Source organism: Amycolatopsis sp. MEPSY49 (assembly GCF_051337345.1).
Taxonomy (GTDB): domain Bacteria; phylum Actinomycetota; class Actinomycetes; order Mycobacteriales; family Pseudonocardiaceae; genus Amycolatopsis.
This window is the reverse complement of record NZ_JBDLYJ010000007.1, coordinates 128,736-148,455: the sequence shown is the minus strand read 5'-3', so window position 1 is coordinate 148,455 and position 19,720 is coordinate 128,736. Positions and strand designations below refer to the sequence as shown.

Genomic DNA, 19,720 nt, shown 5'->3' with positions numbered 1-19,720 from the left:
TCGGAGGACCGATCAGAGGGGGAACCGGGATGAAGCTCAAGAAGACCGTTGTCGTCGTGGCCGCCGCCGGGCTGGGGCTGCTCGGCCCCGGCGTCGCCGAGGCCGAGACCGTCTCCGTCACCTGGGGTTGCGGCACCTTCGGCGGTCCCGCCGGGATCAAGACCTTCGAGATCACCGTGACCGCGCCCGCGACCGCCGCCGCCGGGCAGGCTGTCACGGTGCACACCGACGTCACCTTCGTGACGCCGTGGGGGCCCGCCGAACCCGCCGGGAAGTACACCGGCCGGGTCGGGCTCGACCTCGGCGGGGCCGCGTCGGGCCACGTCGACGCCACCGGCCTGACCAACCCCGCGATCGACGCCGGCGCGCCGTTCCGGATGACCGGCGGCACCGCACAAGTCACGCTGCCCGCCGCCGGTCAGGTCACCTTCGCGACGACGGGCTACGTCCAGTTCGCCCCGTCCGGGATGTGGTTCTCCTGCGGTGGCGGCGCGACGCCGGTCGCCGCCACCACGCAGGTGTCCTAGCCGCGGATCGTCTCCCGGACGATCGGTCCCGGCTCGGGCGCTTCGGCGGCGATCGAGAACCCGCCTTCGAGCGCCGCCAACGCCGACGGGACCGCGTCCGGGGTGTCCGTGTGCAGTTCCAGCAGCGGCTCGCCCTCGGTCACCGAGGAGCCGGGCTTCGCCAGGCACAGGATGCCGGCTGCCGCCTGGACCGGGTCTTCCTTCCGCGCCCGGCCCGCGCCGAGCCGCCAAGCCGCGACGCCCACCGCGTACGCGTCCAGCGAAGCCAGCACACCCGAAGCCGGAGCGACGACCGTGTGGACGTGGGACGGCGTCGGCAGCGGCGCCGAAGGGTCACCACCTTGGGCGGAGATCATCCGGCACCACGTCTCGTACGCCTCACCCGAAGCCAGCACCGCCGCCGGGTCGGCCGAGATCCCCGCCAAGGACAGCATCTCCCGGGCCAACGCCACCGTCAGCGAAACGACGTCCGCCGGCCCGCCGCCCTGGAGCACGGAAACCGACTCCGCGACCTCCACCGCGTTGCCGACCGCCCGGCCCAGCGGGACGTTCATGTCGGTCAGCAACGCCGTCGTCGGAACGCCGTGGTCGCGGCCGATCGACGTCAACGTCGAAGCCAGTTCACGCGCCTGCGAAAGCGTCTTCATGAACGCGCCCGACCCGAACTTCACGTCCAGGACCAGCCCTGACGCCCCTTCGGCGATCTTCTTGCTCATGATCGAGCTGGCGATCAGCGGAATCGACTCCACAGTGGACGTGACGTCCCGCAGCGCGTACAGCTTCTTGTCCGCCGGCGCGAGCCCGGACGTCGCCGCGCAGACCACCGCGCCGACGTCCTCCAGTTGACGGGCGATCTCGGCGGTGGAAAGGGAAGCCCGCCAGCCGGGGATCGACTCCAGCTTGTCGAGCGTCCCGCCGGTGTGCCCGAGCCCGCGCCCGGACAGCTGCGGCACCGCCGCCCCGCACGCCGCCACCAGGGGCGCCAGCGGCAGCGTGATCTTGTCGCCGACCCCGCCCGTCGAGTGCTTGTCGACCGTCGGCCGCGAGACGTCCAAAGACAGCCGCTCCCCCGACGCGATCATCGCGTGCGTCCAGCGGGAGATTTCGGCCGCGGTCATCCCCCGCAGGAAGATCGCCATGGCCAGCGCCGACATCTGCTCTTCGGCGACGACACCGCGGGTGTACGCGTCGACGACCCAGTCGATCTGCTCGTCGGAAAGCGTTCCGCCGTCCCGCTTCACCCGGATGACGTCTACTGCCGCGAACCCGCGCAGTGCCGATGGTTCGCTCGCAAGCTCGCTCACGGCAGGTCGTCCGGGCCGAACGCGTCCGGCAGGACGTCCGACATCGGCAGGATCCCGCTGGGCGTGTCCACCAGGCACGAAGACCCGCCCAGTTCGAACAGGATCTGCCGGCAGCGCCCGCACGGCATCAGCAGGTCACCGGCGCCGGACCGGCAGGCCACCGCGACCAGGCGACCGCCGCCGGACAGCCGCAGCTGCCCGGCCATCGTGCACTCCGCGCACAGCCCGAGCCCGTAGGAAGCGTTTTCGACGTTGCACCCGGTCACGACCCGGCCGTCGTCGACGATCCCGGCGACTCCCACGTGCAGGCCCGAATAAGGCGCGTACGCATGGGAAGCGGCTTCGATCGCCTGGGAACGCAGCGCGTCCCAATCCACAGTAGACACTCAGTCCTCACCCCGCCGGTACGGCTGCCCGTCGGCCTTCGGCGGCCGCAGCCGCTGCGAAGCCACCGCCAGCACGATCAGCGTCACGAAGTGCGCGGTGTACGGGATCAGGTCGGACGGTAGCGTGTCGTTCGCCCAGTAGATCGCGTACAGCACGCCCGCGCCGACGACGCCGAGCCCGGCCGCGATCCACTGCCGCCGGAACAGCTGCACGACGACGATCACGGCGACCAGGATCACCGCGCCGTACAGCAGCGCGAGCACCGCTTCGCCGCCGCCGGCCAGCTGCAGGCCGTCCGCGTAGCCGAACAGCGCCGCGCCGCCGAGCAGGCCGCCCGGCCGCCAGTTGCCGAAGATCATCGCCGCGAGGCCGATGTACCCGCGGCCGTTCGTCTGGTTCTCCAGATAGTCCGCGCCGCCGCGCAGCAGCACCAGGGACGCGCCACCCATGCCGGCGAACGCGCCGGAGATCACGACGGCGACGTACTTGTGCAGGTACACGTTGACGCCCAGGGACTCCGCCGCGACCGGGTTCTCGCCGCACGAGCGCAGCCGCAGGCCGAACCGGGTCCGCCAGAGCACCCAGAAGCTCACCGGGACGAGGATGATCGCGATCATCGTCAGCGGCGCCACCTCGGTGACCAGCCCGCGCAGGATGCCGGCGACGTCGGAGATCCCGACGCGCTGCTCCTTCTCCAGGTCGCCCAGCCAGTCCGAGAGGAACGTCGCCGAGTAGGTGTCGAACTTCGGCACCACCGGCGACTGCCGCGGGTTGCCGGAGATCGGCGCGAAGATCAGGTTCGCCAGGTACTTCGTGACGCCGAGGCCGAGCAGGTTGATCGCGACACCGGAGACGATGTGGTTGACGTTGAACGTCACCGTCGCGACCGCGTGCAGCAGCCCGCCCAGCGCGCCGAACGCGAGCGCGGCCAGCAGGCCGGACCACACGCCACCGTAGAAGGAACCCCAAGCGGCGCCCCAGGTCCCGAGGATCATCATGCCCTCGAGGCCGATGTTGACCACGCCCGCGCGTTCGGCCCACAGACCACCCAAAGCACAAAGCAGGATCGGCAGCGCGAGCCGCAGCGCCGTCTGCGCGGTGTTGGACGACGTCAGCGCGGCGACGCCGGTGGAGTACGACGCCGTCGAGATGACGGCGATGGCGATCACGGCCCAGATCACGCCGCGCAGCCAGCCGGGGACCCGGCCCCGGCGCCGGCGCTGGACCGGCATCGTCGAGCCGGATTCGGGAGCGACGTCGGTGATCACACCGCACCCCCTTCGCTGACCGAGGAACCCTTGCGGCCGGCGAGCGCGCGGCCCACCCTCCGTTGTTCGGCCGCGAGGTCGGCCCGGCGCACGACCTCGTACGCCACGACGACCGAAAGCACGATGATGCCCTGCATGATCGTCGCGATCTCCTTGGACACGTTGATCTGCTCCAGCGACACCGCGGAGGTGTCGAGGAACGCCCACAGCAGCGCGCCGAGCGCGATGCCGCCGGGGTGGTTGCGGCCCAGCAGCGCGACCGCGATGCCGGTGAAGCCGTACATCTGGGTCGCGGTGATGCCGTAGCTGTAGTCGCGGCCGAGCAGCTCCGGCATGGCGACCAGGCCGGCCACGCCACCGGAGAGCAGCATCGCGATGAGCGTCATCTTCTTGGCGTTGACGCCACCGGCGGCCGCGGCCGTGGTGGATTCGCCGGACGCCTTCAGCTCGAAGCCGAACCGCGTGCGGTTGAGCATGAACCAGTAGGCCCCGCCGACGATCGCGGCGATGAAGACGAACCCGAACAGCGTGCCGGAGCCGAGCGGGATGCCGGGGATCCGGCCCGATGGCTCGATCACGCGGGTGCCGATGTTGTTGCCCCGCTGCACGCCGAACTGGTCGGCGTTGATGAGGAACGCGATGATCCCGGCGACGATCGCGTTGAGCATGATCGTCGAGATGACCTCGCTGACCCCGCGGGTCACCTTGAGGATCGCCGGGACCGCCGCGTAGGCCATGCCCGCCACGACCGCGACCACCAGGATCGCGAGCACGTGGATGACCGGCGGCAGCTTCATCGCGCCGCCCGCGATGGCGGCGACGACGGCGGCGAAGCGGTACTGGCCCTCGACCCCGATGTTGAACAGGTTCATCTGGAAGCCGATGGCGACGGCGAGCCCGGACAGGTAGTACACGGTCGCGAGGTTCACGGTGTCGACCGCGGTCGAGCCCTTGAACATCTGGCCGACCATCGTGCCGTACGCCTGCAGCGGGTCGGCGCCGGAGATGATCAGCGCGATCGCCGACAGCAGCACGGCGAAGACGATCGCCAGCAGCGGTGGCAGCAGTTTCGTGCGCCAGGAGGTCATTCGTCGTCACCCTCTCCGGCGCCGGTCATCGCCGAGCCCAGTTCCTGCGGCGTCACGGTGGCGGGGTCGGCCTCGGTGACGAGCCGCCCGCGCAGCATGACGCGGATCGTGTCCGACAGGCCGATCAGCTCGTCGAGGTCGGCGGAGATGAGCAGCACGGCGAGGCCGGCCGCCCGGGCCTGGCGGATGTTCTCCCAGATCAGCGCCTGCGCACCGACGTCGACCCCGCGCGTGGGGTGCGACGCGATGAGCAGCACCGGGTCGCCCGACAGCTCGCGCCCGACGATCAGCTTCTGCTGGTTGCCACCCGAGAGCGCCGCGGCCGGGACGTCGATGCCGGGCGTGCGGACGTCGTAGTCGCGCACGATCCGCTCGGTGTCGGCGCGGGCGCCCGCGATGTCGAGCAACTGTCCTTTGGAGACCGGTTCGCGGGTCTGGTACCCGAGCATCCGGTTGACCCACAACGGTTGCGTGAGCAGCAGGCTGTGCCGGGTGCGGTCCTCGGCGATGTAGCCGATGCCGGCTTCGCGGCGCGCCAGCGTGCCGGCCTTGGTGATGTCGCGCGCCTTGCTGGCGCCTGTGCCAGTTTCATGAATGAGCTCGATGGTGCCGCCGGACGGCTTGCGCATGCCCATGATGGTCTCGACCAGTTCGGTCTGGCCGTTGCCCTCGACGCCGGCGACGCCGAGCACCTCGCCCGCGTGCACGGTGAAGGAGATGTCGTCGAGCGCGTTGCGGTCCGAGCCCTCGGCGCCGAGCGTCAGCCCGGTCAGCCGCAGCACGTCCCGGTCGGTGACCGTGGACTCGCGGGTCTCCGGGCTGGGCAGCTCCGAGCCGACCATCATCTCCGCGAGCTGGCGCGAGGTGATGGTCTTCGGGTCGGCGGTGCCGACGGTGGTGCCGCGCCGGATCACCGTGACGGTGTCGGCGATCGCGCGCACCTCGTCGAGCTTGTGCGAGATGAAGAGGAACGTGTAGCCGTCGGCCTTCATCTCCCGGACGGTCGCGAAGAGCGCGTCGACCTCCTGCGGCACGAGGACCGCGGTCGGCTCGTCCAGGATGATGATCTTCGCCCCGCGGTAGAGCACCTTGACGATCTCGACGCGCTGGCGGTCGGCGACGCCGAGCTCCTCCAGCAGCGTCTCCGGCTTGGCGTGCAGGCCGGTCCGTTCGGCGAGCTCGGCCAGCCGCGCGCGGGCCGCGCGGCCGATGCCGTGCAGGGCCTCGGCGCCGAGGAACACGTTCTCGCCGACCGTGAGGTTGTCGGCCAGCATGAAGTGCTGGTGCACCATGCCGATCCCGGCGCGGATGGCGTCCTGCGGGTTGCGCAGCTTCACCTCTTCGCCGTTGATAGCGATCGTGCCCTCGTCCGGCGGCTGCATGCCGTAGAGGATCTTCATCAGGGTGGACTTGCCGGCGCCGTTCTCGCCACAGATGGCGTGCACCTCGCCGGCGGCGACGGTGAGGTTGACGTCGGAGTTGGCCACCACACCCGGGAACCGTTTGGTGATCCCGGTCAGCTGGACGGCGGGCGCGCCCCGGTCGGGGACGGCCTCGGCCGGGGCCTCGGCAGTGCTCATGGGCGGGAGGATTCCATATCTCTGGAACGCGTGAGGGGCCCGGAGGAAAATTCCTCCGAGCCCCGAACACGTTGTGAGCTACTTCTGCGGCTTGTCCGAAACGGTGATCGCGCCCGAGATGATCTGGGCCTTGTAGCCGTCGAGGACGTCCTTGATGTCGTCGACCTTGCCGCCGGAGGTGGCGTAGCCGACGCCGTCGACCTTGAGGTCGAACCGCTTCGGCAGGACCGTCAGGTCACCCTTGGCGACGGCCTGGATGTAGTCGAACACCGCCACGTCGACGCGCTTGAGCATGGACGTGATGATGACGTCCTTGTCGGCGGCGACGGTCTTCTGGTTGTACTGGTCGGAGTCGACGCCGATGGCCAGCGCGTTGCCCGCCTTCGCCGCGTCGAACACGCCCTTGCCCGAGGCGCCGGCGGCGTGGTAGATCACGTCCGCGCCCTTGGCGATCTCGGCCGCGGCCTTCGCGTTGCCCTTCGGCGGGTCCTGGAACCCGGAGAAGTCACCGGCCGGGGTGAGGTACTCGTCCTCGATCTTGATCTTGGACGAAACGGTCTTCGCGCCCTGCAGGAAGCCGGCCTCGAACTTCTGGATCAGCGGGGTGTTGACACCGCCGACGAAGCCGATGTGGCAGTTCTTGCTCTTGTACGCGGCGGCGACGCCGGCCAGGAACGAACCCTGCTCCTCGGCGAACACCAGCGGCGTGACGTTCGGCAGCGTGATCGAGTCGTCGTCGACGATCGCGAACTTGGTGTTCGGGTACTTGGCGGCGACGGCCTTGACCGAGTCCGCGTAGGCGAACCCGACCGCGACGATCGGGTTCAGGCCCGAGGAGGCCATCTGGTCGAGGCGCTGCTGCTTGGCCGACTCGGCCTCGCTGGCGCTGGCGGTGCTCTCGTTGACCGTCGTGACGCCGAGCTCGCTCTTCGCCTTGTCGGTACCCGCGGCGGCGGCGTCGTTGAACGACGCGTCACCCCGGCCGCCGACGTCGAAGGCCAGGCCGATCTTCAGCTTGCTGCCGTCGACCTTGCCACCGGCGGCGGCCGTGCTGCTCGACGCGGCGGGCGCCGCGGGCGGCTTCTGCGCGGTGACGCAGTCCGAGCCGCCACCCGACGAGGCCGCGGTGTTGTTCGAGCTGTTACCACCGCCGGAGTCCTTGGCGCACCCGGCCAGGACGAGCACCCCGGCCATGGCCGCGGCGGCCAGCGCGGTTCCACGCATGCGACGCAACGTGTTTCTCCCTCCCCGCTGATCCAGCGGACGATCAGGGCACGACCCGGCCCACTGCCGGGTCGACCGCCAGACCGTACCCGCCGGACAGGAATGCGCCATAGGAAAGGCACGCTACGTAACACAAACGTTTACTCAGCAGTCTTGCGCGCGACGAACTGGACACCGAACGTGATCATCACGGTGACTCCACGGCACTTTCCCTGATTCAGTGCGAGTGACGTGCACCCGAACGGCCGTGGCGTGTCACGGAGTGTGCCGGGCTGACCGAAGGTTGGGCCAGCCCGGTCACTCTGTGAGATGACGGCCGTTCAGGCGCAGGTGAGCCGCGCGGCGGCCCAGTCGGCGCGGTCGTAGGAGTTGCCGTCGCCGCCGTCGGTGACGACCAGCCGCAGGTACTGGGCCCCGTGCAGGTCGGCGTTCAGGGGCAGTGCCGGGTCCTGCCAGGTCCGCAGGCCCGTCGAGGCCGCCTTCGCGCCGTCGGCGTAGACCTCGAACGTCGTCGAGCCCTGCTTGTTCGTCGCCTCGCGTTCGTCGTCGACGCCGACGTCGGCGCTGAACGCCGTGCAGCGGCCGCCCAGGTAGAAGACGACTTCGCTGGGCGCGTGGGCGCCGAGCCCCTTCGGGTAGCCGACGCCGTTGATCGTCAGCGGCTTGCCGTCGCCCGCCGGGATGCTGCCGTTGGACATGTCGCGCTCGACCGGGCCGTAACCGTTCTTCTCCGCCGCCCAGCGCAGATCGCTCGCCCACGCCGGGGCCGTGGGCGGGGCCGACGGGACCGTCAGCTGCTGGGAGCCGGCCCAGCTCCGCTGCCCGAACCCGAGCGCCCGGTAGGTGACGCCGCCACGCAGGACGGCCGTCGTGCCTTCGGTGCCGGCCGGCGGTGTCACGCGCCAGCGCCCGGCCGCGGTGTCACCGGTCCCCAGCACGAACTCCCGGGGCCGGGCCAGTTCCTCGACCCGCCAGCCGGCGGGCGCGGTCAGCGTGACGCGCGGGTCGAACACCGGGACGCGGGCCTCGTCGGTCGCGGACACCGTCACCTCGAAGGGTTTCCCGGCCGGGGTGATCTCCCCCGGCACGCCGGGGACGGGCGCGGCCAGCTCGAGGCCGGTGCTCACCAGGGGTTCGGCCCGCAGCCACGCGCCACCCGCGTGGACCCGGTAGACCGTCGTCGAGTGCGGCGGGACGACCGCGGAGAGCCGGCCGGCGGTCTGCAGGTCGCGGTGGGCCCAGAGGTCGCGCGCTGTGTAGCCGGCGGCCTTCGGCAGGCCGGCGGCGGCCGCGGTGGTGCCGATCGAGGCGCTCGACGTCGTCTCGTTGAAGAGGGCGACCGCGACGTCGCCGTTCGCGAGCGGCTTGGCGAAGACCCAGTGACCGTCCTGGTTGGACAGCACGCGCGCCTGGACCCCGCGCCGGTCCTGGTCGAGCGCGATGACCTCGGTGTTGCGCAGGACGTCGAAGTTCTCCGGCGACACCTTGCGCAGATCGGCGCCGATGAGCAGCGGCGCGGCCATCATCGCCCACAGCGAGAAGTGCGACTTGTATTCGTCGGTCGTCATCCCGCCGTTGCCGACTTCGAGCATGTCGGGATCGTTCCAGTGGCCGGGCCCGGCGTACGGCGCGAGCGGCGCGTTCGCCTTGAGGATCTGGACGACCTTCGCCCAGTTGTCCTTGATGTCGCCGGTGGTCCGCCACAGGTGCCCGACGTCCGCGCCCCACTCCCACGGCTTGTTCTCGCCCCACTCGCAGAGCGAGTACACGATCGGGCGACCGGTCTTCTTCAGCGCGTCACGCATCTTCGTGTAGCGCTCGAGCGCGGGGCGGCCCTGGTTGTTGCAGTTGTCGTACTTGAGGTAGTCGACGCCCCAGTCCGCGAACGTCTGCGCGTCGACGTCTTCGTGATCGAGGGCGCCGGGCATGGTCTTCGCGCAGGTCAGCGTGCCCGCGCTCGTGTAGATGCCGAACTTCAGGCCCTTCGAATGGACGTAGTCGGCCAGCGCCTTGATCCCGCTGGGGAAGCGCGCCTTGTTCGCCTGCATCCGGCCGTCGGCGTCCCGGGCCGGCTCGGCCCAGCAGTCGTCGACGTTCACGTACTGGTAGCCGGCCGCCTTGAGTCCTTTGTCGACGAAGAGGTCTGCGGTGTCGCGGATGAGCTGCTCGTCGACGGCGCAGCCGGTCGTGTTCCAGTTGTTGAAGCCCATCGGCGGCGTCAGCGCCAGTCCGTCGGGCAGCGCCTGCGCGGGAGTGACCGCCACCACGGGCAGCAGCGCCGCGACGGCGATCACCAGGCCGAGTCGTCTCACCAGAACGTCACCCCATCGTGAAAGGTCCGATGTCTGTGCGAGCGACAGTAAGAACAGCATGAAGGATGGTCAATAATTGACGGACTTCGCCAGCCTTTTGGCGTAGTGCATCAGATATCAGATTTCTCAGAGGTCAGACCTCACAGCTTTCCGGTGATCGGGACCGCCGCGCCGCCGAGTGCGCTGCGCCACACCACCGGGTGGCGGTGCGCCGGTACCGGTGTCTGGTCCATCACAGACAGGAACCCGGAGGTGAGCCGGGTGCCGGGTGCGGGTCTAGCATCCGATTCATCCAGGCTCGATGACGTTGATCTCGGCACAGCCGCCGTTCCCGCGGCGACAGCGGACCTCACGGCCACCGGGCGCACAGTCAGACGTTGGAGGCCGTTCACCGATGTCCACCACGGCGAGCACTGCCCCCGAGGCAGGCGCGAGCGATCGGGCGGGTGCCTCACGCCGGCAAGGGACCTTCTACCGGGGTGACCCCGGCATGTGGTCCTGGGTGCTGCACCGCATCACCGGCGTGCTCACATTCTTCTTCCTGTTCGTGCACGTGCTCGACACCGCGCTGGTGCGCGTGTCGCCGAACACGTACGACCAGGTCATCGAGACCTACAAGACGCCGATCGTGAACCTGCTGGAGGTCGGCCTCGTCGGCGCGGTGCTGTTCCACGCGCTCAACGGCATCCGCGTCATGCTGGTCGACTTCTGGTCGAAGGGCCCGAAGCTGCAGAAGGCGATGCTGTGGGTCATCGGCGTGGTCTGGGTCGTCGTGATGGTCCCCGGTGCGTTCTTCATGCTGAAGCGCACCGCCGAGACGCTCTTCGGGGGTAACTGACATGGCCGACCTCGCGCTCGCGAACCCCCGCACGCCCAAGCGCCCCGCCGCCCGCCGCAGCAACTTCGAGCTCTACAGCTGGCTGTTCATGCGGATCTCCGGCCTCGCGCTGATCATCCTGGTGCTCGGCCACCTGTTGATCATGAACATCCTCGACGGCGGCGTGCACCGGATCAACTGGGGCTTCGTCGCCGGCCGCTGGGCCTCGCCGTTCTGGCAGTTCTGGGACCTGGCCATGCTCTGGCTCGCCGAGATCCACGGCGGGAACGGCCTGCGCACCATCATCGACGACTACGCGCGCAAGGACAGCACGCGGTTCTGGCTGAAGATCCTGCTGTACGTCTCGATGGTGCTGATCCTGGCCGTCGGCACGATGGTGATCTTCACGTTCGACCCGAACATGCCCGCGAACTAACGCCACGGAGTTCTCCCACCATGCAGTTCCACAAGTACGACGTGGTGATCGTCGGCGCCGGCGGCGCCGGCATGCGCGCGGCCATCGAGTCCGGCCAGCGCGCCCGCACCGCGGTCCTCACCAAGCTCTACCCGACCCGGTCCCACACCGGCGCGGCCCAGGGCGGCATGTGCGCCGCGCTGGCGAACGTCGAAGAGGACAACTGGGAGTGGCACACCTTCGACACGGTCAAGGGCGGCGACTACCTCGTCGACCAGGACGCCGCGGAGATCATGGCCAAGGAGGCCATCGACGCGGTGCTCGACCTGGAGAAGATGGGCCTGCCGTTCAACCGGACGCCCGAAGGCAAGATCGACCAGCGCCGCTTCGGCGGGCACACGCGTGACCACGGCAAGGCAGCGGTGCGCCGCGCCTGCTACGCCGCGGACCGCACCGGCCACATGATCCTGCAGACGCTGTACCAGAACTGCGTCAAGTACGGCACGGAGTTCTTCAACGAGTTCTACGTGCTCGACCTGATCCTGTCCGAGGACGAGAGCGGGAACCCCGTCGCGTCGGGCGTCGTCGCCTACGAGCTGGCCACCGGCGAGCTGCACGTCTTCCAGGCGAAGTCGATCGTGTTCGCCACCGGCGGCGCGGGCAAGATCTTCAAGACGACGTCGAACGCGCACACCCTCACCGGTGACGGCCTCGGCATCATCTTCCGCAAGGGCCTCCCGCTGGAGGACATGGAGTTCTTCCAGTTCCACCCGACCGGCCTCGCGGGCCTGGGGATTCTCATTTCCGAAGCCGTCCGCGGCGAGGGCGGGATCCTGCGCAACGCCGACGGCGAGCGGTTCATGGAGCGCTACGCCCCCACCATCAAGGACCTCGCGCCGCGCGACATCGTGGCGCGCTCGATGGTGCAGGAAGTGCTGCAAGGCCGGGGTTGCGGCCCGAACAAGGACTACGTCGTCCTCGACGTCACGCACCTGCCGGTCGAGGTCCTCGAGACCAAGCTGCCGGACATCACCGAGTTCTCGCGCACCTACCTGGGCGTCGACCCGGTGAAGGAGCCGGTGCCGGTGTTCCCGACGTGCCACTACGTGATGGGCGGGATCCCGACCAACGTGCACGGCGAAGCGTTGCGCGACAACGAGAACGTCATCCCCGGCCTGTACGCGGCGGGCGAGGTCGCGTGCGTGTCCGTGCACGGGTCGAACCGCCTGGGCACGAACTCGCTGCTGGACATCAACGTGTTCGGCCGCCGCGCCGGCATCGCCGCGGCGGAGTACGCGCTGGCGCACGAGCACGTCGAGCTGCCGGAGAACCCGACCAAGCTGGTCGAGGACCAGCTGGCGGGCCTGCTGTCGGAGCACGGCGACGAGCGCGTCGCCGACATCCGCAAGGAAATGCAGCAGACGATGGACTCGCACGCGTCGGTGTACCGGACCGAGGACACGCTGAAGCAGGCGCTGACCGACGTCCAGGCGCTGAAGGCGCGGTACCAGCGGATCACGGTGGCGGACAAGGGCAAACGGTACAACACCGACCTGCTCGAGGCCGTCGAGCTGGGCTTCCTGCTGGAGCTGGCCGAGGTCCTGGTCGTGGGCGCGCTGGCGCGCAAGGAGTCCCGCGGCGGCCACGCGCGCGAGGACTACCCGACCCGCGACGACACGAACTTCATGCGGCACACCATGGCCTACAAGCAGGGCTCGGGTCTGTCGTCCGACATCCGGCTGGACTACAAGCCGGTCACCTTCACCCGCTACGAGCCGATGGAGCGGAAGTACTGATGACTACGGCTACTGCCGATTCGGCCACCGCCGCTTCGGACGAGCACACCCCGATCACGGTCACGCTGAAGATCCTCCGGTTCAACCCGGAGGTGGATTCGGAGCCGCACTGGGAGTCCTACGACGTCCCGGCGCAGCGCACCGACCGGCTGCTGAACCTGCTGTTCTACGTGAAGGACTACATCGACGGGACGTTCTCGTTCCGCCGTTCGTGCGCGCACGGCGTGTGCGGGTCCGACGCGATGCAGATCAACGGCATCAACCGCCTGGCGTGCAAGGTCCTGATGAAGGACCTCCTCGAGTCGGGCGGCAAGAAGACGGTGATCACGATCGCGCCGATCAAGGGCCTGACGACGTTGAAGGACCTGTACGTCGACATGGACCCGTTCTTCGAGGCGTACCGCGCGATCAAGCCGTACCTGATCACGTACGGCAACGAGCCGACGCGCGAGCGGATCCAGTCCCAGGCGGACCGCGACCGGTTCGACGACACGACGAAGTGCATCCTGTGCGCGTGCTGCACGTCGTCGTGCCCGGTGTACTGGAACGACGGCTCGTACTTCGGCCCGGCGGCAATCGTGAACGCCCACCGGTTCATCTTCGACTCCCGCGACGAGGGAGCGGAGGAGCGGCTGGACATCCTGAACGACGGCGAGGGCGTGTGGCGCTGCCGCACGACGTTCAACTGCACGGACGCCTGCCCGCGAGGCATCCAGGTGACGAAGGCGATCCAGGAAGTGAAGCGCGCACTGCTCTTCAAGCGCGTCTGACGTTCGCAACGACAAAAGGGCCCCCGCTCAGCTGAGCGGGGGCCCTTTTGTGGTGCAAGGGTAAGCAACCGCCGGCCGGCAGCGCAACGAGAGCACGGCGTCACCAGACCCGCCAAGCCGCGGGAGAGCGATGGCACCCCAGTCGCGACAGACCGCTGCTGCGGCAAAAAGCAAAAGACTGTCCTCGCCGGACGGGCAGGCTCCGGGATGGCCTTGAGTTCTGCTCTTCGTCTCGCCTTCTCGGGTGGGTCGCTGGGTGGTCATCCCGTCGCCTGAACGAGGCCTATCACTTTGAGCCGGGCCCGCAAGCCTGGCATGCTCCCTTACCTTGGGCAGTCCGTTGCGGGCCCGGCTCAAAGTGATTTCACGGCCTCAGGCGACGGGATGACCACCCAGCTCCTTTTGCTGGGGTCAGCGGACCGCGTCCAGGGCGTTGACCAGGCCGTGGCCGTAGTACGAGTTGTTCTTCGCCGGGCCCGTGCACTCCGTCTCCGCCGACGCGCACTTCACCACGTCGGCCTCGCCCTCGAGCAGCCGCGCGATGAACGACGGCGGTGCTCCCCGGAACCGCGAAGCCAGCAGCGCCGCGACGCCCGCCGCGTGCGGGGATGCCATCGACGTTCCGCACTTCGACCCGTACTGCCCGCCGAACACCGTTGTCGACAGCGGGCACGACGGGCCCTCGCCGGACGGCGGCAGCTGCGAGAAGTCGCCACCCGGGGCCGTCACGTCGATTGCGCCGTAGTTGCTGAACGACGACTTCGTGCCCGCGTAGCCCACCGACGACACCGTCACCACGCCGTCGATCGCCTTCGGGAGGATGCCGCACGACGAGTCCACCGGGTGCGGGCGGTTCGGGTCCGTTGTCTGCGTCGTCGTGTCGAAGCCCGAGTTGCCCGCCGCCGACACGTTCAGCACTCCGTGGCGCGTCGAGAACTCGATCGCGCGGCGGACCGCCTCGTACGCCGCCGCGTCGCCCGGCTCGCGGGAGCAGAAGAACATCCCCGGGTCGACGTAGTAGCTGTTGTTCGTCACCTGGAAGCCGTGCTTGGCCGCCCAGACGAACCCGCACACCGCCGACTCCGGGAAGATGTAGCCGTCGTCGTTGACGACCTTCACCGAGGCCAGCCGCACGCCCGGCGCGATGCCCGTGAAGCCCGCCGCCGGGTCCTTGCCCGCGATCGTGCCCGCCACGTGCGTCCCGTGGTCGGACGTCGTCGGCGCCCACGACGCCGGCGTCAGATCCGGCGCGCCCGTGACGCAGCCCGCCGAGGAAGCGGGAGAAACGGCCGCGCGAAGGGCCGGGTGCGTCGCGTCGATGCCCGAGTCGAGCACGCCGACCGTCACCGCGCGGCTGCCCTGGGAGATCTTGTTCGCCTCGGGCGCGTGGATCGCCTTCATGTCCCACTGCTGCGCCGAAAGATCACCGGAAGCGGCGAACGTCCGCGTGTCCTCCAGCGTCTTCACCGCACCCAGCGAAGAGCGGGCCGAAGCCGCGGAAGCCACGTCCTTGCCGCCCGAATACGCCCGGTAGACGCCGATCTTCTGCTGGAAGTCCGCGTTGCGCGAGCTGGCGATCGCGACGCCGATCTCGCCGTAGTACGCCACCTTCGTGCCGCATTTGGCCGCCAGCTCGCGGTCGACGGCCGACGCGCGCGTGCCCGGCTGGTACGTCACCACGTACGTGTACGGCGTGCTCGTCGTGTCGCACGTGACCGGCGCGGCCTCGGCGGCCGGGGCCGCGGCGAACAGGCCGCCCCCGACGGCCAGCACGAGCGGGGCCGCCATTCGGCGTAAACGGGACATTCCACCTCCAGAGTCGGTGGCGTCAACCTAAACCGGCCCGGAAGACCGCGCCACCGACCAAAGTCAGGAGGAGACCCGCGAAGAGGCGCGTACCCCGCGCCACCCCAGCACGCCGATGATCGTGCCCAGCACGAACGACACGACCGTCAGCACCGCGTGCACGATGAAGTACGCCGTCGGCGAGCCGTCGGGGGCCCAGGCGCGGTCGCTGTCCCACAGGTTCTTGGCGAACGTGATCCAGATGATCCACGACCAGACGCCGAAGGCCAGCAGGAACAGCGAGGTGCCTCGCGAAATGCGCATGCCCCTGAGTATGCGACGCGCGCCTCGGCGCTAGATTGCGTGGGTGCACTCCGCTGTCTCCCGGTCGCTCAAGGTCTTCACGACGACGCTCGCCGCCGCCCTCCTGGCCCTGAGCACCCCGGCCCTCGCGGCCGCGGCGCCGCAGCAGGGCCAGTGCGCGAACCGCCAGGCCCCGCCGGCCCCGGTCGACACGTCGGAGAAGCCCGCGCCCGGCAAGCCGGCCCCGCCGCCGCTGGCCGTGCCCGCCGACCCGGTCGGCGGCCCGCGGATGGCCGAGTGCGGCCTGATCACCCCGGACGGCGCGCTGAACCCGCCGGAGGGCAACACCGCGGCGTCGTGGCTGGTGCAGGACCTCGACACCGGCGCGGTGATCGCGGCGAAGGACCCGCACGCCCGCCAGCGGCCCGCGTCGCTGATCAAGACGCTGCTCGCGCTCGTCGTCGTCACCCAGCTGAACCCGCAGCAGGTGATCGTCGCGACGAAGGAGGACGCCGAGCAGGAGTGCACCTGCGTCGGCCTGGTCGCGGGCGGCCAGTACACCGTCGACCAGCTGCTGCACGGCCTGCTGATGCACTCGGGCAACGACGTCGCGCACGCGTTCGCCACGGCGCTCGGCGGTGTCGACGCCGCGGTGGCCAAGATGAACGCGCTGGCGGCCCGCATCGGCGCGGAGGACACGCGCGCCGCGACGCCGTCGGGGCTCGACGGGCCGGGCATGTCGACCTCGGCCTACGACCTCAGCCTGATCTTCCACTACGCGATGAAGCAGCCGGAGTTCGCGCGGGTCGTCTCGACGAAGAACTTCGAGATCCCGGCGACCGGCGGCAAACCGGTCATCCCGATCTACAACGACAACAAGCTGCTCGGCGTCTACCCGGGCTTCCTCGGCGGCAAGACCGGCTTCACCGACGACGCCCGCCACACCTACGTCGGCGCGGCGCAGCAGAAGGGCAAGCGGCTCGCGGTCGTGATGCTGCGTGCCGAGCAGAAGCCGACGAAGGTCGTCGACCAGGCGGCGAAGCTGCTCGACTACGGCTTCGCGCTGGAGGCCGACCGCGCCGCGCCGGTCGGCCAGATCAGCTACCAGGCGCCGGCGGCCACGCCGTCGGGCACCGACCCGTCCGTGCTCGCCGACGGCGGCACCGGCAACAGCGGGACGTCCTCGGCCGCGGCCGGCGCCAAGGAAGACCCGTTCGGCGTCACCGGCTGGATCATCACGCTCGTCGTGTTCCTCATCATCGTCGGCGCGTTCGTCGTCGGGCACCAGCGCAAGAAGGCCGCGAGCTAGCGGAACCCGGGTCCGGGCTCCGGGGTCACGTTGCCGGTGGCGATCTCGCCGCCGCAGTGTCCACAAGCGACGAACGTGCCACCGATCTCGCCGCAGTCGTTGTGCCGCAACCGGATCGGCGGCCCGTCCGGCCCGGCGAGGTGCTCGTCGCCCCACTGCATCAGCGTGACGACGGCACCGAAGAGGTCCCGTCCGGCCTGGGTCAGCACGTACTCGGGCACCGGGTCGACGCGGTCGAGCACGCGGGCGTCGACGAGGGTCTTGAGCCGCGCGGACAACGTCGGGCGCGGGATCGAGAGGTTGCGCGCGAACTCGCCGTAGCGGCGCACGCCGAAGAAGGCTTCGCGCAGGATGAGCAGGCTCCACCGCTCCCCGACCAGGTCGAGCGCGCGGCCGACCGAGTCGTTCGTGAACCGGTGCGTCAGGTCGGTCACAGCTGCTCCGTGCGAGCCGGGACGCCCAGCAGGAGCTTCCCGGGCAGCTCGAAGCTGGCCGGGTTGACCTGGAAGTGGGCGGTCGCGGTGTGGGCGTCGCGGAACCGGCGCTGCAGCGGCGAAGTCTCGTAGATCGCCGCGCCGCCGCCCAGGTCGTACATGCTTTCGGCGACCTTCGCGGCGGTGCGCGTGACGTGCGTGGCGGCCAGCCGCAGGCCCAGCTTGAGCGCGTCCGGCACCGGCTCGGTGCCCTGCGCGGCCTGCCAGGCGTCGTCGATGCTCGTGTAGTAGAGCAGCCGCGCCGCGCGCAGGGCGGCCTCGGCTTCCGCGACGGCGGCCTGCGTCGCCGAGCGCTCGGCGAGCGACCGGCTGGAGCCGAGCGGCTTGCGCGTCGAAGCGAGCTCGACGAGGTCGGCGATCGCGCCGCGCGCGGGGGGGCCTGGGCTGCCGCGCGGGCGGCCGGCGTCGCCGAGCGCTCGGCGAGCGACCGGCGGGAGCCGAGCGGCTTGCGCGTCGAAGCGAGCTCGAAGAGGTCGTGGATCGCGCCGCGCGCGGGGGGGCCTGGGCTGCCGCGCGGGCGGCCCGCGACCGGCTGGAGCCGAGCGGCTTGCGCGTCGAAGCGAGCTCGACGAGGTCGTCGATCGCGCCGCGCGCGTTGCCCAGCGCCGCGGCCGCGACCGACAGCGCGAAGTAGCCGAAGAGCGGGAAGCGGTGCAGCGCGACGGCGTCCGCGGGCGGGCCGCCCATGACCGAGAAGACGCGGTGCTCGGGGACGAACAGCTCGTCGGCCACGCAGTCGTGGCTGCCGGTGCCGCGCAGGCCGTTCGTGTGCCAGGTGTCGAGTACTTGGATCTCGGTCTTCGGGAACGCTCCGACGTAGAGAGCGCTTTCGTGCACGAACCCGGCGAAGAGCCAGTCGCAGTGCGGGATGCCGCTGCAGAAGGCCCAGCGGCCGGACACGACGTAGCCGCCGTCGACCTTCTGACCGACACCGCGCGGCGCCCAGACTCCGGCGGCGACGGTCCTCGGGTCGCCGAAGACCTCTTCCGCGCACTTCCGCGGGGCGTAGGCCGAGAGCAGGCTGCTCGTCACGGCGATCGAGACGCACCAGCCGGCCGAGGCGTCCCCGCGTGCGACCGTCTCCGCGGTTTCGAGGCTGAGCGCGGGCGGTGCTTCGGGGCCGCCCAGGTGGCGCGGGACGCCGCTGCGCAGGAGCTGGGCGTCGGTCAGCTTGGCGACCAGCTCGGCCGGTAGCGCGCGGTGCCGTTCGGTGACGGGCGCGAGCGACTTGGCGAGGTCGGCGCACTCGCGGGCGGCGTCCAGCATGAAACCTCCGGTTCAGATTTCTTACCGGTTCAGTTTCTTTACTGGGCGGATCGGTGTCAAGGCTTGCGGCGGCCCCCGAGCCACGCGAGCAGCGCCCCGGCGCCGAAGGCACCCGCGACGGCGCCGAGCCCGGGCCCGCGCTGCACGGTGACGCTCTGCTCGAGCCGGACCGGCGGCGGGGGCGCGACGACCTTGCGCTCGTTCTCCTTGGCCGTCGCGGTCCACGCCGTGATGAGCAGGAGGAAGCGCGAGACGAGGTTGGCGAACACGAGCAGCCCGATGACCGGCCCGAACAGTGCGGCCGACGGCGACTTCGTGACGCTGGCGAGGTAGATCGAGCCGACCTGCTGCAGGATGACGAACCCGATGGCGGCGACGATGGCCCCCTTGACGGCGCTGCGCAGCGCGACCCTCTCCCGCGGCAGCCGCGCGATGACCCAGATGAAGACGAGGGTGTTCGCGGCCAGCCCGAGCACGATGGTCGCCCCGCGCAGCAGGACGATCGCCCAGGTCTCGTGTTCGAGCCCGACGAGCTCGAGCAGGAACTGCCCGACCCCACCGCCGACGGCGGTCAGCGCGAAGGAGACGACGAGCGCGACCCCGAGTCCGATCAGCGCGACGAGGTCCTTGAGCGTCTGCTTGACGATCGGCTGCGACTGCTTTTCCTGGCCCCACTGCGCGGTGAGCGCGTCGCGGAGGTTCGACATCCAGCCGATGCCGGAGTAGAGGGCGATGAGCAGACCGAAGACCCCGATGCCGCCCCCGGAGTCGAGCGCGCCCTTGACGATGCCGTTGACGAGGTCCTTGAGGCCCTCGGGCACGGAGTTGTTGATGCCGTCGGTGATCTTGGTGATGATGGTCTGGTCGTGGTTGACGACGAGCCCGACCACGGCGAAGGCGACCATGAAGAGCGGGAAGACGGACAGCACGCTGAAGTAGGTGATGGCGGCGGCGTAGTGGTTGCCGTACCGCTCGGTGAAGGCGTCGTTGGCGCGGATCAGGTGATCGAGCCACGGGTACTTCCGCCGCAGCCGCGGCAGGAGCTTTTCCTTCGTTTCTTCGTTCGCCACCGTGA

General features: G+C 70.0%; 18 protein-coding genes. 6 read left to right on the top strand and 12 right to left on the bottom strand.

The window, feature by feature from the left end; translation table 11 throughout:
• Positions 1-29 precede the first annotated feature (29 nt).
• Positions 30-527 carry a hypothetical protein gene (locus ABFJ78_RS29475; protein ID WP_436389829.1) on the top strand — a complete coding sequence of 166 codons (498 nt, stop codon included), beginning with the start codon at positions 30-32 and terminating at the stop codon, positions 525-527.
• Here the strand turns inward: ABFJ78_RS29475 and ABFJ78_RS29470 are convergent.
• The 7 genes from ABFJ78_RS29470 to ABFJ78_RS29440 form a co-directional block, all read right to left on the bottom strand.
• Positions 524-1,801 carry a thymidine phosphorylase gene (locus tag ABFJ78_RS29470; protein ID WP_436390154.1) on the bottom strand — a complete coding sequence of 426 codons (1,278 nt, stop codon included), beginning with the start codon at positions 1,799-1,801 and terminating at the stop codon, positions 524-526. The genes ABFJ78_RS29475 and ABFJ78_RS29470 overlap by 4 nt on opposite strands.
• Positions 1,802-1,827: 26 nt before the next feature.
• On the bottom strand, positions 1,828-2,217 hold the full coding sequence (locus ABFJ78_RS29465) for a cytidine deaminase (protein ID WP_033261417.1): 390 nt from the start codon (positions 2,215-2,217) through the stop codon (positions 1,828-1,830).
• Positions 2,218-3,450, bottom strand: coding sequence for an ABC transporter permease (locus tag ABFJ78_RS29460; RefSeq protein ID WP_436390153.1), 1,233 nt, complete (start codon positions 3,448-3,450; stop codon positions 2,218-2,220).
• A 32-nt stretch (positions 3,451-3,482) separates the two neighbouring features.
• A complete protein-coding gene (locus ABFJ78_RS29455) occupies positions 3,483-4,574 on the bottom strand; it encodes an ABC transporter permease (RefSeq protein WP_436389828.1) in 1,092 nt (363 codons plus the stop codon).
• Positions 4,571-6,154, bottom strand: a complete 1,584-nt coding sequence (locus ABFJ78_RS29450) for an ABC transporter ATP-binding protein (protein WP_436389827.1) — start codon at positions 6,152-6,154, stop codon at positions 4,571-4,573. Before ABFJ78_RS29450 ends, ABFJ78_RS29455 begins: the two co-directional genes overlap by 4 nt.
• A 78-nt stretch (positions 6,155-6,232) precedes the next feature.
• Positions 6,233-7,378 carry a BMP family lipoprotein gene (locus tag ABFJ78_RS29445; RefSeq protein WP_436389826.1) on the bottom strand — a complete coding sequence of 382 codons (1,146 nt, stop codon included), beginning with the start codon at positions 7,376-7,378 and terminating at the stop codon, positions 6,233-6,235.
• A gap of 320 nt (positions 7,379-7,698) precedes the next feature.
• Positions 7,699-9,690, bottom strand: a complete 1,992-nt coding sequence (locus ABFJ78_RS29440; protein WP_436389825.1) for an NPCBM/NEW2 domain-containing protein — start codon at positions 9,688-9,690, stop codon at positions 7,699-7,701.
• 394 nt (positions 9,691-10,084) lie between these two features.
• Between ABFJ78_RS29440 and sdhC the strand changes: the two genes are divergently transcribed.
• Genes sdhC through ABFJ78_RS29420 form a run of 4 tightly spaced genes read left to right on the top strand, consistent with a single transcriptional unit; the run spans position 10,085 to position 13,488 of the window.
• Positions 10,085-10,528, top strand: a complete 444-nt coding sequence (sdhC, locus tag ABFJ78_RS29435) for a succinate dehydrogenase, cytochrome b556 subunit (RefSeq protein ID WP_436389824.1) — start codon at positions 10,085-10,087, stop codon at positions 10,526-10,528.
• 1 nt (position 10,529) lies between these two features.
• A complete protein-coding gene (locus tag ABFJ78_RS29430) occupies positions 10,530-10,943 on the top strand; it encodes a succinate dehydrogenase hydrophobic membrane anchor subunit (protein WP_372672138.1) in 414 nt (137 codons plus the stop codon).
• A 20-nt stretch (positions 10,944-10,963) separates the two neighbouring features.
• On the top strand, positions 10,964-12,718 hold the full coding sequence (gene sdhA, locus ABFJ78_RS29425) for a succinate dehydrogenase flavoprotein subunit (protein WP_436389823.1): 1,755 nt from the start codon (positions 10,964-10,966) through the stop codon (positions 12,716-12,718).
• Positions 12,718-13,488: a succinate dehydrogenase iron-sulfur subunit gene (locus tag ABFJ78_RS29420; RefSeq protein ID WP_436389822.1), complete on the top strand. Its 771-nt coding sequence runs from the start codon at positions 12,718-12,720 to the stop codon at positions 13,486-13,488. Before sdhA ends, ABFJ78_RS29420 begins: the two co-directional genes overlap by 1 nt.
• 411 nt (positions 13,489-13,899) lie before the next feature.
• Here ABFJ78_RS29420 and ABFJ78_RS29415 read toward each other — a convergent pair whose 3' ends face one another.
• Together ABFJ78_RS29415 and ABFJ78_RS29410 are read right to left on the bottom strand one after the other, a co-directional pair.
• Entirely contained in the window at positions 13,900-15,294 is a 1,395-nt protein-coding gene (locus ABFJ78_RS29415) for a S8 family peptidase (protein WP_436389821.1), read from the bottom strand.
• Positions 15,295-15,357: 63 nt separating this feature from the next.
• Positions 15,358-15,597 carry an SCO4848 family membrane protein gene (locus ABFJ78_RS29410; protein ID WP_436389820.1) on the bottom strand — a complete coding sequence of 80 codons (240 nt, stop codon included), beginning with the start codon at positions 15,595-15,597 and terminating at the stop codon, positions 15,358-15,360.
• A 43-nt stretch (positions 15,598-15,640) separates the two neighbouring features.
• Between ABFJ78_RS29410 and ABFJ78_RS29405 the strand changes: the two genes are divergently transcribed.
• Positions 15,641-16,885, top strand: a complete 1,245-nt coding sequence (locus ABFJ78_RS29405) for a D-alanyl-D-alanine carboxypeptidase family protein (RefSeq protein ID WP_436389819.1) — start codon at positions 15,641-15,643, stop codon at positions 16,883-16,885.
• Here the strand turns inward: ABFJ78_RS29405 and ABFJ78_RS29400 are convergent.
• The 3 genes from ABFJ78_RS29400 to yhjD all read right to left on the bottom strand — a co-directional run bounded on the left by ABFJ78_RS29400 (position 16,882) and on the right by yhjD (position 19,715).
• Positions 16,882-17,319 (bottom strand): winged helix-turn-helix transcriptional regulator, encoded by a 438-nt coding sequence (locus ABFJ78_RS29400; RefSeq protein ID WP_436389818.1) that lies wholly within the window; start codon positions 17,317-17,319, stop codon positions 16,882-16,884. The two genes, ABFJ78_RS29405 and ABFJ78_RS29400, sit on opposite strands and share 4 nt — an antisense overlap.
• Entirely contained in the window at positions 17,316-18,311 is a 996-nt protein-coding gene (locus ABFJ78_RS29395) for an acyl-CoA dehydrogenase family protein (RefSeq protein WP_436389817.1), read from the bottom strand. Before ABFJ78_RS29395 ends, ABFJ78_RS29400 begins: the two co-directional genes overlap by 4 nt.
• Positions 18,312-18,701: 390 nt before the next feature.
• Positions 18,702-19,715, bottom strand: a complete 1,014-nt coding sequence (gene yhjD / locus ABFJ78_RS29390; RefSeq protein ID WP_436389816.1) for an inner membrane protein YhjD — start codon at positions 19,713-19,715, stop codon at positions 18,702-18,704.
• Positions 19,716-19,720: the final 5 nt, after the last annotated feature.

Excerpts from the sequence above, each read along its gene's own strand:
- ABFJ78_RS29450 (WP_436389827.1), bottom strand. The coding sequence starts at position 6,154 with ATGAGCACTGCCGAGGCCCCGGCCGAGGCCGTCCCCGACCGGGGCGCG.
- ABFJ78_RS29460 (WP_436390153.1), bottom strand. The coding sequence starts at position 3,450 with ATGCCGGTCCAGCGCCGGCGCCGGGGCCGGGTCCCCGGCTGGCTGCGC.
- sdhA (WP_436389823.1), top strand. The coding sequence starts at position 10,964 with ATGCAGTTCCACAAGTACGACGTGGTGATCGTCGGCGCCGGCGGCGCC.
- ABFJ78_RS29445 (WP_436389826.1), bottom strand. The coding sequence starts at position 7,378 with ATGCGTGGAACCGCGCTGGCCGCCGCGGCCATGGCCGGGGTGCTCGTC.
- ABFJ78_RS29420 (WP_436389822.1), top strand. The coding sequence starts at position 12,718 with ATGACTACGGCTACTGCCGATTCGGCCACCGCCGCTTCGGACGAGCAC.
- ABFJ78_RS29410 (WP_436389820.1), bottom strand. The coding sequence starts at position 15,597 with ATGCGCATTTCGCGAGGCACCTCGCTGTTCCTGCTGGCCTTCGGCGTC.
- ABFJ78_RS29430 (WP_372672138.1), top strand. The coding sequence starts at position 10,530 with ATGGCCGACCTCGCGCTCGCGAACCCCCGCACGCCCAAGCGCCCCGCC.
- ABFJ78_RS29475 (WP_436389829.1), top strand. The coding sequence starts at position 30 with ATGAAGCTCAAGAAGACCGTTGTCGTCGTGGCCGCCGCCGGGCTGGGG.
- ABFJ78_RS29455 (WP_436389828.1), bottom strand. The coding sequence starts at position 4,574 with ATGACCTCCTGGCGCACGAAACTGCTGCCACCGCTGCTGGCGATCGTC.
- sdhC (WP_436389824.1), top strand. The coding sequence starts at position 10,085 with ATGTCCACCACGGCGAGCACTGCCCCCGAGGCAGGCGCGAGCGATCGG.
- ABFJ78_RS29415 (WP_436389821.1), bottom strand. The coding sequence starts at position 15,294 with ATGTCCCGTTTACGCCGAATGGCGGCCCCGCTCGTGCTGGCCGTCGGG.